Raw genomic sequence first — 14,094 nt, 5'->3', positions numbered from 1 at the left:
GTATGCCGCGGTCGAGGCAATCGTGTGCAGCAGCGCGTTAAAACCACGTGGCAATCTGTGCGCGGAATTGTCAACACCGAAGGGTGCCTGCGGCGTTCCGCTTGGATATCAGCATCTTCTCCGCCACATCATCGCTTATGCGAAGACGGAATGGTTTGATGCCCGATGGCGGGGAGCGCGCAGTCAGCTGGATGAATGTGGGACGCTGCGGCGGCCTGAAACGCAGCGGTTTGCGCAACGCATTTTCCCCGATTGATCCTGCCTACCCAAATGCGGTGAACCAGAACCTCAGTCTCTCGAAGTTTTCGGTGGAGGTAGCACTTTTCAGGGGTCCCACTGCACCATCCCGAATGGTGCAGAGCGCTCGTTTGACCTGCGAATTCAACCCGCTCATGGTTCACCACATGAACAACATTCGTCGCACTGCGAAGCTCGCCGACATCGCAAGCATCCGTCAGGGACATCCCTTCCGGGGTGCAATCACCGCCGTCTCGGATGGGCCGGTCCGGGTGATCCAGTTGAAGAATCTCAGCGCCGCCGGCGTGCACGATCCAGCCGATCTTCTGCGCACCCGATTGCATCCACGCAAGGCGCCGGACTGGGTACAGGAGGGCGATGTACTGCTCGCCGCGCGCGGCGCCCAACCGCTCGCGGTGCTGCTATGCAATCCACCTGCCGACACGGTCTGCAGTCCGCACCTGTATGTCATCCGGGTGATCGACCACGAGCGGGTCATGCCCGCCTTCCTTGCGTGGCAGCTCAACCAGGAGCGGGCACAGGAGCACCTGCGCCGGCAGTCTGCGGGATCGCGCCAGCAGAGCCTTCGCAAGGCGTCCATCGAGGAGCTGCGCGTGCAGTTGCCGCCCCTTCTCCTCCAGCAACGCATGGTTTCTCTCGCCAGGGCAGCGCAGCTTGAGAAACACCACTGCGAGCAGATGATCGCCGCGAGGCACCAGGAGCTTGCCCGTTATGCGGCGCATATCCTGGAGGAGCGGCCAGGCTGATGGCGCACGATGTTCCAGCGACGCTCGCTGCGCTTGTCCACGCCCGGGACGCGCTCGAAGGGGGCAGACGCCGCGACGCCGATACCTGCCTGATCCTGTCGTTGCTGTTGCTGAAAGTGGCCAGCGACGCCACCTGTCATGGCAACCCGGCCATTCCGTACACACCGGGAGAGCCGCCGCGCTGCGTGCCTTACTGCGTTCCGCTCCACGCCCGCTTCGACACCCTGTTCCGCCAGCGCCACGCGGAAGGCAATGGCCTGAGGGTGATGAACGCGTTGCGCGTGTTCACCCTGGGCAACCCGCGCAAGCTCGGTGGATTGTTCCCGACGTTGAAGCTGGAGGATGCGCTTCCCGACGATCCGGTCGCGCGCGATGCCGCACTTCTGCAAGTGCTGGAGCGGCTTTCACTGCCGGCGTTGGATTTCCGCCAGCAGCGCGGCCTCCCCCGTCCGGACGTGGGCGACGCGGTGGACGCATTGCTCCCTGCGCAGGTTCCGGCAGGGTTGAGCTGGCTCATGGCCGCGCTCACCCACCCCCGCACTGATGAGGCCGTCTACGATCCCAGCTGTGGGCAGGGGGCGGTGCTGCGGGCGGCGGCCACCTGGATGCGCGACGATCAGAGTGCGCTTGCCCCGGCAGGCCCGGTCCGTTACCCGCTGCATGGGCAGGAGCCGGATGCCATGCAATGCGCGGTGGCACGGCTGCGCCTGTTGTTGCAGGGCACCGAATCCCCGCGGCTGTATACCCGCGACCCGCTGGAGGAGCCGCTGCTGCAGGAAGGCGAGTTGCAGCGCTTCCATGTGGCGCTGGCCTGCCCGCCGCTTTCGCTCAAATGGGCGCCATCACAGGCAAACCACGACCCCCATTTCCGCTTCCTGCAGGGCGTGCCCTCCCGGCAGTGGGCGCACACCGCCCTGATCCAGCACATGCTGGCCACGCTTGACCCGGAGCGGGGACGCATGGCCATCGTGGTGCCGCATGGCGTGCTGTTCCGCGATGGCCAGGAGGCGCGCATCCGCCAGTGCTGGCTGGACGAGAACCTGGTGGACATGGTGATCGGCCTGCCTGACCGGTTGTTTGCCGGTGCGTCGGTAGCCACCGCCCTGCTGGTGTTGCGCCGGGCGCGGCGGGATGACGCCGTGTTGTTTGTCGATGCGCGTGGCCTGGCACCGCGCGGGAAGCGCGGGCCGCGTCTTGGTGCGCGGGCTGCGCGCGCCCTCCACCAACTCTGCAACGAACGCAGAACCCTGCCCGGCGTGACCTATCTGGCCAGTTCTGAAGAGGTTGCCGACAATGGTGGCAGCCTGAGCGTTGCGCGCTACGTGCAGCCCGCTGCGCGCTGCCATGCCGCCGATCTTGCAACACTGCGCGTACAGCGTGCCGAGTTGTCCGCCCGCTTTGCGGCCATCCAGGCGGAGTTGAATGCCGAGTTGGATGCGCTGGAGCGGGAGTTGTCGGATCTGACCTGAAGCAGCCGGTTCAACCCTCCAGCAATTGACCGAGACTATCTCGATTGGAATATGGATCGAGAATGCGTTGCGCACTGCGCTCGTCGAACGCATGAAACGGAATGATGCACACAGCGGCGGCGGCCTTCGATCGCCCACACTGATGTCATGAACATCATTTGCCACGAATTCGACGCCGCGTGCATGCCTACCTTCCTTCCGGGGGGACATCCATGAACACTCCCCACAGCAGGTTCGGGGTACGCGATTCCGTACTGGGTTGGCTGCAGCGGCTGGGCTGGAACCTGCTTGATGAGGGCGCAGTAGCCGACCTGCGCGGCGACCATCACAGCGCATTGCTGGAGAAGCGGCTGCTGCCGTGGTTGCGCCGCTATCGGTACGAGTGGGAGGGCGAGCGCGTGGCGCTGTCGCCCATGTCGTTCGGCAGCATCATTGCCGAAGCCGAAACCTGCTGCCACAGCCTGGATTGGGTGGCCTCCAGCCGCGTTGTGCACAGGCTGCTGATCCAGGGTGTCCGAACCGAGCTGACCTTGCCCGATGGACGACGAACCGCCGTGCAGGTTCCCCTGGTCGATTGGGCGCATGTCCAGCGCAACCATTGGGATGTGGCGGATGCCCCCGCCATCGGGCATGCGCAGGACAGCAACATCCGTGAGCTGATCGGCTACGTCAACGGCATTCCCCTGGTGGTACTGGCATGCGTGGAGCGCGATGCGTACAGGCGGTGGGGTACCGTGGAGGATGGCATCCAGCACCTGATGCGCGGCCTGGGCAGCCTGCCGGTCAACCCGCCGGTGCAGCATGCGCAGGTTCTGCTGAGCCTTGACCGTCGTGGCGGGCGCCATGCCGCAGTCGGCGCACCTGCGCATGCGTGGGTGAAATGGCGGGAGCACGGCTGGAGTCGGGCCGTACAGGCCCGGCTGCGTGATGATGCACGTCCCTTCTCCGATGTGCCCTTGGACCCGCCTTGGTCCGCGCACGCCGAACTGCTGCACGGCGTGCTCTCACCGCCGCGTTTCCTGCAGCTGATACGCTACTTCCTGCGCGATGACCGCCCGGGACGGCGCTGCCTGGTGCGCTCCAACCAGTTCTTTGCGGTGCAGTGTGCCCTGCACGCACTGGGTACCCGCGATGCCAGCGGTCGCCGTGGCGGCGGGCAGCTGTGCCTGGCCTCCGGTAGTGGGCTGCAGCGGACGCGACAATGGCTGTTGCAGGCCCTGCAGAGTGATGCGGCCTTCAGGCCCATTCGCGTGCTTCAGCCGTTGACCCGCCTGACGCCGCCCCCCGACGACCGGCGCCAGCGACCGGGGCCACTGCCTGCCGACCAGCTTGCGGAGTTCCTGGCCGGCAGGGCCTCCTCGCCGCACGAGGTGCCCCTTCGCATTCTTCGCGGTTGGGCGCGCCGGGCCAAACTGCCCGCTGTCGATGCCACGGCGACCGCCACCGACGACGACATCGTGCTGCTTGTGGATGCTGACTTCTGGAACAGCGATCCGGCCCTGCTGCGGCGCCTGCGTCGTTGCCTGCCGCAGGCCACGTGGCTGACCCTGGTTGCGGCACCGGTCACCGCACCCTCGCCTGACCTGGAGCCTGGTGCGACACTGTTCGAGTACCCACCCGAGCACGCCGTTGCCGATGGCCTGGTTGTGCAGGCATGGCGCGACGCAGGCCCGCAGCCCGAGGGGGATTCGCCTTCCCGGCGCGTCGCCCAGGTGGCAACGGCCATCAGCCAGCATTTCCATGAATTTGTCCGGCTGGCCGAACGCCGCCTTCGCGCCGCGCTTCTGGTGAAAACCATCCACCAGGCGCAGGACTATCAGCGCGCGCTCGCCGTGGATGGGCGGTTGAAGACCCATGTAGCAGGCTTCGACAACCGGGGCCTGCCCACAGACCGCGGGTCTGAGCGCATCCCGCCGGAGATTGAGCTGGTGATCGTGCATGGTGAACTGCCGGCAATCCAGGATGCGAGATGGGCCGTGCTGTATGTGAACCGCGTGCTGACTGCACCGGAACGGCTGCGCGCGGTGGGCATGATCAACGCCCCCCACCCTGACAAACGCACCGCCATGCAGGTGGATTTCCACGCCGAGGACAGCCGCGCGCTGGCACCATCGGAGTGGCTGCCGTTGCCCGTGCAGGACAACCATCCCGCACTGGGGATACAGCGCCAACGCCTGCACAGCCTGCTACCGGCCGATGCCCACGAGGATTTCCACGCCTGCCGCGACCACCTTGCGCCGTACTGGGAGATAGGTCCCCTTGGTGATGACATCGACCTGCACCGGCACCGGCGCGACCTGCTGCACGGGCGGGTCACCGCATTCGGGCAGCGGCTGCAACTGGCCATCTCGGCCGAGACGGCGTTGACCGGCAAGCCGTCGCTGCTGGGTGGGCATTACCGCACTCTGCTGCATCGCTTCTCCATCCTGCGCGATGCGGCGACCCGGCTGGCACTCGAGGACGACCGCTTCACTGCGGAAGATCGAAGGATCCGGCATTGGGCGCGCGAGCAGGCCCCGCAGGTGTGCGAGCAGCCGATGGATTACCCGGTGCTGGCCAGCCTTGAGCCGGTCAAGCCATCGGCGGAACAGTGTGCCAATCACCTGTACACCCGTCTTCGCCGGCAGGTGGATGGAGCGGGTCAGGACCGCGATGCCAGTGAACGCGGCCGAACCACGTTGCGGCAGGTGCTGGCGGACTTCGGCACCGCGCCGCAACGACTTGCCGCGTTGCGCGCGCTGGAGCCCGCGCTGGGAAAATCGACGCAGGACAGCGATGCGGACGAGCCGTCCTCGCGCGGCCTGCAGGTTCTGTCCAGCCTGTTCGACACCGCCCTGGACCAGGAAATGTATGAGCAGCTCGGCCACCGGATCGACGCGCTGGTCGCCAACGCGCAGCGCCAACCGCCGCACCAGTTCGATACCTATGTTCGGGACCGGCTTGAGCAGATGCTGCGGGGTCACCTTCAGGATCCACAGTTGGCCGCCGTGGTGCATGCCGTGGTCCTGTGCGGACCGCATTGGCCGCCGGCGTGAATTCCGCCGTCGGGCCACGCGCTACGGCATTACCGGTGGCACGTAGGTGAGGGTCATGCCCAGCAGCCAGAGCAGGCCCAGCACCAGCGGAATGTGCACCAGCAGCTGGATGAAGGTGAAGCCCACGATGTCGCGTGCCTTCAATCCCAATACGCCCAGCAGCGGGAGCATCCAGAATGGATTGATCAGGTTGGGCAACGCCTCGGCGGCGTTGTACACCTGCACGGCCCAGCCCAGGTGGGCGTGCAGTTCGTTGGCCGCCTGCATGACGTAGGGCGCTTCGATGATCCACTTGCCGCCGCCGGAGGGCACGAAGAAGCCCAGCACCGCCGAGTAGATGCCCATCACCAGTGCGAAAGTGTCAGTGGTGGCGATCTGCACGAACACGGTGGACAGGCGATGCGCCAGCGTTTCCCCGCCAGTGCCCACGGCATGGGTGAGGATCATCGCGATGCCGCCGTACAGCGGGAACTGGATCAGCACGCCGGTGGTGCTGGGCACGGCCTTGGCCACCGCGTTGAGGAAGCTGCGCGGCCGCCAGTGCAGCAGCAGGCCAAGTGAGATGAACAGGAAATTGTAGGTGTTGAGGTTGGCGATGGCGGTCACCACTGGCTTGCTGGCGAATTCGCCGAACAACCAGCCGAACGCCAGCAACGACAACAGCACGGTCAGCAGCGGGCTGTATTCCAGCCATTCGCCGGCGCGCGTGCGCGGCTGCAGTGGCTCCGGTTCGGCCTGCGCGGCCCCGGCGAAGTCACTGGCGGTGCGTGCTGTGGCCGGACCGGGAGCGGTCAGCCACGCGATCAGCAGGGAGACCAGGATCAGCGCGGCGGTGAGCGCGATGGACTGCCACAGGAAAATGGTTTCGGTGAAGGGCAGCACGCCGGTGATTTCCACCAGGCCGGGCGGCATGCTGGCCGGGTTGGCCTGCAGCTGGGCGGCCGAGGAACTCAGGCCCATCGCCCATACCGCGCCAAGGCCCAGGTATGCCGAGGCCCCCGCGGCGCGGTAGTCCATCTGCAGTTCCTGGCGGCGGGCCAGTGCACGCACCAGCAGCCCGCCGAACACCAGCGAAAAGCCCCAGCTGAGCAGCGAGGCCAGCATGCTGATCAGGCCCACGTATACCACCGCGCCCCGCCCGGTGCGCGGCGCCCGGGCCAGCAGTTCGATGAAGCGCGCTACCACGGGAGCGGTGGCGACCGAATAGCCGCCGATGACCACGAAGGCCATCTGCATGGTGAAGGGAATCAGGCTCCAGAAGCCGTCGCCGAAGGCTTTGGCGGTGGCCTGCGGGGTGGCACCGAAGCTCATGGCCGCCACCGCGACGATCACCACGCCCAGCACCGCGAACACGTACGCGTCGGGGAACCACTTCTCGGCCCAGGCCGCCGAGCGCAGCGCCGCGCGTGCCATCCAGCCGTCCCGTGGTGCCGCCGCTGCGTTGCCCGCCATGCCCTACCCTCCCAGGTTCATTGGGGGCAGTGTGCCGGAGGGGGGACAAGGCTGTCAGTCACCTATTGGTCGCAACCTGATGTCATGAACGGGGGGGGTCCGCGGCGTCACGACCAACGGTCGTGACCTGCCGTCCAGGCGCCAGCGCACACGGATCGGGTCGCACCCGACCGTTGGCCGGTAACCGGTGGTAGCACCCGACCGTTGGTCGGGTGGCTCTCAGGCAGCAGCCAACGCTGCCGCGATACCAGCGAACAACGCCGCACCCACCCAGTTGTTGTGCAGGAACGCCTTGAAGCATGGATCGCGCTCGCGCTTGCGGGCGATCCAGAATTCGTAAGCGATCAGCCCGGCGGCCACTGCCACGCCCAGCCAGTAGTAGAGCCCAAGCCCGCCACGAACACCGACCAGCGCCATGGTGCCCAGGAACAGCGCATACAGAATGCCCTGGATGACCAGGTCCAGGTCGCCGAACAGGATGGCGGTGGAGTGCGAGCCCATCTTCAGGTCATCGTCGCGATCGACCATGGCGTACCAGGTGTCGTAGGCGGTGGACCACAGGATGTTGGCGCCGTACAGCAGCCAGCCGATCACCGGCACTTCGCCCTGGATGGCGGCGAACGCCATCGGGATGCCCCAGCCGAACGCCATCCCCAGATAGACCTGCGGCAGGTGGGTGTAACGCTTGAGGTAGGGGTAACTGGCGGCCAGGAAGATGCCGATGAAGCTCATGCCGATGGTGAGCGCGTTCAGGGTCAGCACCAGCGCGAAGGCCACCAGCATCAACCCGGCGAACAGCACCAGCGCCTCGCGGCCGGACACCCGGCCGCTGGCCAGGGGACGGTCCTTGGTGCGCTTTACGTGCGGGTCCAGCCAGCGGTCGGCGTAATCGTTGATCACGCAGCCGGCCGAACGCGTCAGCCACACTCCGGCAGTGAACACGAACAGGATCCACAGCGGCGGCAGCCCGCCGGCGGCCAGCCACAGCGCCCACCAGGTGGGCCACAGCAGCAGCAGGGTGCCGATCGGACGATCGGCGCGCATCAGTTTCCAGTACTGGCCCCAGCGCGACGGCGAAGCACCGGCGGGGGCGTCAAAACGTTCGTAAGCCATGCGTCAAGGATACCGCCAAGGCCCATGTCGGGCGCCATCCGGTGCGATTCACTCAAGGGGGCAGACCTGCGCCGCGTTTACGGATAGAATGCCCGTCCCGCACCGCCTCATGGCGCTGCGATGCCCACCCCGGCCCGCCGGTGGTGCGGCGGTCCCAAGATGCGCCCGTAGCTCAGCCGGATAGAGTAGTGGCTTCCGAAGCCATTGGTCGGGGGTTCGAATCCCTCCGGGCGCACCATCTTCCCCTTGCATTACATGACGGCGCACCCGTTTTCGGCCATAGGCGTTGTCTTCATATGCGAAGGTGGCCCGGCGTCGCACGTGCTACCCGGTGTCCCGGCGTAGGATCGGCTGGACGACGGTTGTTTCAGGAAGGATCTTTACCGTGGGTATCGCCGCGCAATCACTGGAATCCCTTGGCTTTGGCATCGGCCTGTACTCGTATGCAGACGCTGCCCGCTTCATCGGCGGCAAGCCCGCGCAGCTGAGACGCTGGCTGAAGGGCTACGGTCCACGCCATGACGGCCAACCCGCCCATGCCCCCCTGTGGACGTCCCAGCTGGCAGAGATAGGTATCGATGGCCTCGGATTCCGCGACCTGATCGAAGCGCGCTTCATCCAGACGTTTGCTGCCAGCGGCGTTCCGTTGAAAGTGATCCGCCATACGATTGAAGAACTGCGGGAACGTCTGGGCGTGCAGTACCCCTTCACCAGTACCCACTTCAAGACCGATGGTCGCCGCATCTTCATGGAACTGCTGGGCGACAGCGGGGCCAGTTCGCTGGTGGATGTCGCCAGGCGCCAGGACGTGATGAAGCGAGTCATTGCCCCGTCGCTTCGCTCAGGCATCGAGCTCGGGATGGATGACATGGCAGCGCGATGGTTCCCGGTGCGGGGCTCGCGCGAGGTCGTGCTGGATCCTGACCGCCGGTTCGGACAACCCATTCTGACCCGCTCCGGAGTGCCCACCGCCGCGATCGTGGATTCACTCAGGCCAAGGGGCAGCAACGCCCGGCATGTCGCCCGGATCTACGAGATTCCGGAGGCCGCCGTGCGTGTGGCAGTGGCTTACGAGCGGCAGATCGCGTCTTGAAAGCACAGATCGACGAGAATCTCCCCGGGACTTCATCGGTGCTGGAACGTCGGATATCACCTTGTTCCACATCGCAGTGGAACAAGGCGTCCGGGTCCACGTCACCCTGGATCAACACCATCGACGCACGAAAGAGCGCGACGCTATCCAGCATCTGGGGTTGATCGTCTTCGTGCTTTCCAAAGGGTGGAACACGCTTGATCTCTACCATTCTGCTGCGCGCCTGCTTGAATGGTGGCCGGAGATGATGCGCAAGGCGGAGGATGCCGCCCCCGGCAGCATCTTCAAAGTGCCGCATCTTCGGGCGCCCCTTGGGCGCCTGACGCCGGTTCGTTCCACGCGCTAGGCCACGCGCTGTGTGATGCGGGTAATGCAGAGCCGGGCAGAGCCCGGCTCTACGCATTGGGGTCAAAACGTCCCGTCGAACGCAAAAATCGGCTTGCGCTGCTGCCACAGGCCGGCGGTGAAGTCCGGGAACTCCAGGGTCTGGAAGCTGTTGGCGATGGACTGTTCCGACAGCGGGGTGATCGCGCTCCAGGTGATGGCATCGTAGATGTCGATCGGCATCGGCGCCTTGGCCTTGAGGGCTTCGACGAAGGCGTGGATCACGAACCAGTCCATGCCGCCGTGGCCGGCGCTGGCGGCGGTGTCGGCGTGCTGCTTCCACAGCGGATGCTCGTACTGGTCCTGGTAGGCCTTGAACGGTTCCCACTTGTGCGGCGGACTGCGGCCTTCGATGTGGATGGACTGGTTCACATCCATCCACAAGCCCTTGGTGCCCTGCACGCGGAAGCCCATGGAGTACGGGCGCGGCAGCGAGGTGTCGTGCTGCAGCAGGATGGTTTCGCCGTTCTCGCAGGCCAGTGTGGTGGTGACGATGTCACCCAGCTTGAACTTCACCTTGGTGCTGGGGTGGCTGGTGCCACCACTCTTGGCCACCGTGTACTCATGCAGCCCACGCGCCTTGCTGGCGAACGCGTTGATATGGGTGAAACGGTTGCCGCGGTTGATGCCGGTGTACATGGCGCACGGGCCGATGCCGTGGCTGGGGTACAGCTCGCCGTTGCGGTCCACCGAATGCTGGGTGCGCCAGCGCGCTTCGGACCATGCATGCGGGCCGAATTCCACGCCGCTGTCGTACGGCTGCGACGGATCGCCGGAGTTGAACTTCACCCCGCGCAGGTCGTGCTGGTAACCGGCCTGCAGGTGCACCAGTTCGCCGAACAGGCCGTTGCGCACCATCTGCAGGGTGGCCATCACATCGCGGCGGTAGCAGACGTTCTCCAGCAGCATGTACGGGGTGCCGGTGGAAAGCTGGGTCTTGAGCACGTCCCAGTGGTCCTGCAGGGTGATGCCGGCGACCACCTCACAGCCCACCGCGACCTTGGCCTGCATGGCGGCGATCGCCATCGGGGCGTGGTATTCCCACGGCGTGGCGATGATCACGCCATCCAGGCCGCGCTGTTCGAGGAGCCGTTTCCACGCGTTGCGGTCGCCGTCCTGGCCGTAGGCGGTGGGCGCCTTTTTGCCGGCCTTGGCCACCATGTCCATGCCGCGCTTGAGCATGATCGGTTCGATGTCGCACAGCGCGACCACCTCGACATCGTCGCGGCGAACCAGCTCCTTGAGCAGCACCTGGCCGCGCATGCCGGTGCCGATCAGGCCCAGGCGCAGCGTGCGCCCGCGTGCCCAGGCCGGGGTCTGCGGCAACAGGCTGGTGGCGGCCAGGGCCGCACCGGCGGCAATGAATTCCCTACGCTTCATGGAACGTTACTCCGTTTGGAAGCGCGCCGTCTTGACCGGCGCGCTGGAACAATCAGAACGTGTAGCCGACCTGCAGACTGTAGCTGCGGCCGAAGATGCTGGCATAGTCACTGGAGTCACCGAGGAAACTGTTCGGGTCGTAGAACGGCAGACGGTTGAACAGGTTCTTGACCGTGAAGCCCAGGCTCCAATGGTCATCCGGGCGCCAGCCCACGCTCAGGTTGGCGGTCCACCACGACGGCACCCCGTCGCACTGGGCCGGGTTCACCGGAAGAGAGCCGGCGGTGCAGGTATCCGGGTTGTTGTCTTCGGCGTCCACGCGGTCCCACGCCCACTTGGTGCCGCCCACATAATTGACGAAGAAGCTGGTGGTGACCTGCTTGTAGGACCAGTCGGCGTTGAACGTGGCACGCATGCGCGGGTTGCCGTAGTAGCCGATGGTGTTGCCGTAGTACCAGCGATCCGTGTCGTCGATATAGGCTTCCTTGCGACGCGCGATGGTGGCGGCCACGCCGATGTTCAGCGCGCCCCAACCGCCCAGCGAAAAGCGGCTGCGTGCGTCGATGTCGAAGCCGTCCACCAGGGTGCGGCCCTGGTTCTTGTATTGGCCCACCACGGCGGCCACGTTGCCCACGCTGTAGCCGGGCAGCGCGCCCGGGCAGCTCACGCCGCTGGCCGGGTCCGCGCACATCTGCGCCAGCGCGGCCTCGTTGGCCCGATCGTTGTCACTGATCGGGTTGCGGGTCATCGACAGGATGTCCTGTTCCTTGCTGTAGTCCGGCGCGGCGATCTCATTGCGGCGGTAGATGAACCAGTAGTCGGCCGAGATCGACATCCAGCTCGCCGGCTCATAGACGAACCCGAGCGTGGAGATCTTGGCCTTCTCCGGCTTCAGGTCCTGGTTGGGCTGGGTCATGCGGGCCACGGTGCGGCTGCAGTCGCTGTTGAGCAGCGTGTTGCCCAGGTCCACGTCGCCCGGTCGGTTGGACTGGCGCAGCAGGTTGGCGATGGCATTGGTCTCATCGCAGCGGATGTCGTCCTCAAAACCACCGAGCTGGGCGAACACCCCACCAGTGCCCGCTTCGGCCAGGCTGGGCGCGCGGAAGCCTTCGGAGTAGGTTCCGCGCAGCAGCAGTTGCGGCAGCACCTGGTATTTCAGGCCGATCTTCGGGGCCAGGTTGGCGCTGAAGTTGGGGTACTTGTCCACGCGCAGCGCCGCATCCAGCTCCAGCTTGTCGGTGAGCGGGGCCACGGCTTCGGCAAACAGCGCGTAGGTGTTGCGCTTGCCATCGAACCACGAGCCGCCCTGCTGGGTGATCAGCCCGTTGGCGGCGTCTTCGTTACCCGGCGTATAGAACGTTTCGCGGGTGGCGTTGAAGCCGAAGGCGGCGCGCACGTCGCCGGCCGGCATGCTGAAGAGCGGGCCTTCGATCTTGCCGTCGAGCGTATGCAGGCGGGTCCACGACTGGATGTCGAAGGTGGGGTATGCCTCGCGGATCAGCTTGGCGTTGGACTCGTTGATGACGCCGAACTGGTAGGCCGGGTTGTCGGAGATGATCACCCGGCCCGTGCCCGGGTCGATCGTGTACGGGCCGAACGCGCGTTCGAAGCCGTCCAGGTTCACGTTGATGGTCTGGTAGGTGACAGAGTGCGTGCCCGCCGTGGCGAAGGCGGTTTCCCAGTTCCAGTCCTCGCCGAGGCTGCCACGCAGCCCGGCCAGCACGCGGTAGCTCTGGTCGGTGTTGCGCTGGCCGAAGTGGCCGTCGCCCACATCCTGCATCAGGTAGTTCAGGCCCACCACGCCGCCCATCAGTGCCTTGAGTTCGGGACTGGCCAGGTTGTAGACGTTGTTGGGTCCGAGGTAGGGAGTGAGGAACTGGTTGACCGTGTTTCCGGTGTTGCGCGAATACCAGCTCGAGGGATTGCCGGTACTGGTGTTGTAGGCCGAAGGCGTGCCGCCGTTGGCGGTCAGGTCGATATCGGTGTAGGTGACTTCGGCGAAGGCTTCGGTGGTGTCGCCGATCAGGAAGTGCGAGCTGACATAGGCGGTGGCGCGCTCGGTCTTGGCGCCGGCGTCAATCTCGCGGTTCATCCACGTTTCCCAGATGCAGCGTGTGCCGGCAGCCTCGACCAGCACGTTGTTGCAGCCCGGCGCAGCCTCACGCTTCAGCGCGTTGGTGGTGGGATCGAACGCGAAGAAGCTGCCCGGGTTGAACTCACCCGGCCTGCTGCCGGTGCCCAGGCGCAGGCCGGGGACATAGTTGGGGTTGTTGACGTAGTACTGCGGGGGCCGCTTGTCGTAGAAATCGCTCAGCGGAATCGCATTGCGGCGGTAGAGGTTCACCGAGGCGTAGACGTTGTAGCGGTCTTCATCCAGGTCGCCGAAGCCGGCAGTGATGCTGCCCTGTTGCTCGCCGTAGGAATCGATGCGTGACGACTTGTCGGCGGTGATGTTGATCTCGGCGCCCTGGTAGGAGCGCTTGGTGATCACGTTGATGACGCCGGCCACCGCGTCGGTGCCGTAGACGGCAGAGGCGCCATCGGTAAGCACTTCCATGCGTTCGATGGCGGCCGCCGGGATCGCGTCGATGTTGACGAACTGGGTCTGGAAGCCGGCCGGCGCACCGTAGTACGACAGGCGACGGCCGTTGAGCAGCACCAGCGTGCCCTGTGCACCCAAGCCACGCAGGTTGGCCTGGGAAGCGCCGTCGGAACCGGTGAACAGCGACCGTGAATCCTGCTGGCCCGGTCGCGCGGCGGGCAGATTGTCGAGCACCTGCAGCAGCGTGCGCGCGCCCATGTTCTCGATGTCCTGCTTGCTGATCACCTGCACCGGCGAGGAGGTCTCCACGTCGCTGCGGCGGATGTTGGAGCCAGTGACCTGCACCCGGGCCAGTTCGGTAGCATCCGCCCTGGCCTTGGCGCCAACGGCGCTGTCGTCGTCCTGGGCAAATGCCGGACCGCTCACCGCCAGGGCAAGCCCCAACGCGACGGACAAGGGTGTAGCGGGGATGCGGCGATGGCGATGGCGTTCGTTCAACATCTTTGGCTCCTTGTGCTTCCGCAGCGTGGGGCTGCCTGGGTGGGTTGTTTCGGGCAACAGTCCCCCGCACCACGGCCGGCGGGCCGTAGTCGGGAAACGGTGGGGAAGTCTTTTTTCGATA

At 65.8% G+C, this 14,094-nt stretch carries 9 protein-coding genes and 1 tRNA gene; 6 read left to right on the top strand and 4 right to left on the bottom strand.

Annotation, left to right across the window (positions count from 1 at the left end; genetic code table 11):
• Positions 1-101 precede the first annotated feature (101 nt).
• From ACTJI4_RS00900 to ACTJI4_RS00890, 3 genes are all read left to right on the top strand, one after another.
• Positions 102-1,004 (top strand): restriction endonuclease subunit S, encoded by a 903-nt coding sequence (locus ACTJI4_RS00900; protein WP_440868268.1) that lies wholly within the window; start codon positions 102-104, stop codon positions 1,002-1,004.
• Positions 1,004-2,473: an N-6 DNA methylase gene (locus tag ACTJI4_RS00895; RefSeq protein WP_392922532.1), complete on the top strand. Its 1,470-nt coding sequence runs from the start codon at positions 1,004-1,006 to the stop codon at positions 2,471-2,473. Before ACTJI4_RS00900 ends, ACTJI4_RS00895 begins: the two co-directional genes overlap by 1 nt.
• Before the next feature lie 212 nt (positions 2,474-2,685).
• On the top strand, positions 2,686-5,508 hold the full coding sequence (locus ACTJI4_RS00890) for a type I restriction endonuclease (protein ID WP_440868267.1): 2,823 nt from the start codon (positions 2,686-2,688) through the stop codon (positions 5,506-5,508).
• Positions 5,509-5,529: 21 nt separating this feature from the next.
• Here the strand turns inward: ACTJI4_RS00890 and ACTJI4_RS00885 are convergent, their stop codons facing one another.
• Both ACTJI4_RS00885 and ubiA read right to left on the bottom strand, forming a co-directional pair.
• Complete coding sequence (locus tag ACTJI4_RS00885; RefSeq protein WP_392922911.1) at positions 5,530-6,921, bottom strand: short-chain fatty acid transporter; 1,392 nt, start codon at positions 6,919-6,921, stop codon at positions 5,530-5,532.
• A gap of 258 nt (positions 6,922-7,179) precedes the next feature.
• A complete protein-coding gene (ubiA, locus tag ACTJI4_RS00880; protein WP_392922524.1) occupies positions 7,180-8,073 on the bottom strand; it encodes a 4-hydroxybenzoate octaprenyltransferase in 894 nt (297 codons plus the stop codon).
• A 161-nt stretch (positions 8,074-8,234) separates the two neighbouring features.
• Here ubiA and ACTJI4_RS00875 point away from each other — a divergent pair.
• The 3 genes from ACTJI4_RS00875 (at position 8,235) to ACTJI4_RS00865 (ending at position 9,512) form a co-directional block, all read left to right on the top strand.
• Positions 8,235-8,311 (top strand) — tRNA-Arg (locus tag ACTJI4_RS00875).
• A gap of 147 nt (positions 8,312-8,458) precedes the next feature.
• A complete protein-coding gene (locus ACTJI4_RS00870; protein ID WP_392922520.1) occupies positions 8,459-9,166 on the top strand; it encodes a DUF433 domain-containing protein in 708 nt (235 codons plus the stop codon).
• Positions 9,167-9,227: 61 nt separating this feature from the next.
• On the top strand, positions 9,228-9,512 hold the full coding sequence (locus ACTJI4_RS00865) for a hypothetical protein (RefSeq protein ID WP_440868266.1): 285 nt from the start codon (positions 9,228-9,230) through the stop codon (positions 9,510-9,512).
• 62 nt (positions 9,513-9,574) lie between these two features.
• On the opposite strand, the gene ACTJI4_RS00860 is transcribed toward ACTJI4_RS00865, so the two are convergent.
• Together ACTJI4_RS00860 and ACTJI4_RS00855 are read right to left on the bottom strand one after the other, a co-directional pair.
• Entirely contained in the window at positions 9,575-10,930 is a 1,356-nt protein-coding gene (locus ACTJI4_RS00860) for a Gfo/Idh/MocA family protein (RefSeq protein WP_440868265.1), read from the bottom strand.
• 52 nt (positions 10,931-10,982) lie between these two features.
• Positions 10,983-13,973, bottom strand: a complete 2,991-nt coding sequence (locus tag ACTJI4_RS00855; protein ID WP_440868264.1) for a TonB-dependent receptor domain-containing protein — start codon at positions 13,971-13,973, stop codon at positions 10,983-10,985.
• Positions 13,974-14,094 lie beyond the last annotated feature (121 nt).

This window comes from Stenotrophomonas sp. 22385 (assembly GCF_052045085.1).
GTDB lineage: Bacteria > Pseudomonadota > Gammaproteobacteria > Xanthomonadales > Xanthomonadaceae > Stenotrophomonas.
The sequence above is the reverse complement of the archived record's forward strand: the minus strand, read 5'-3'. Positions and strand labels throughout refer to the sequence as shown.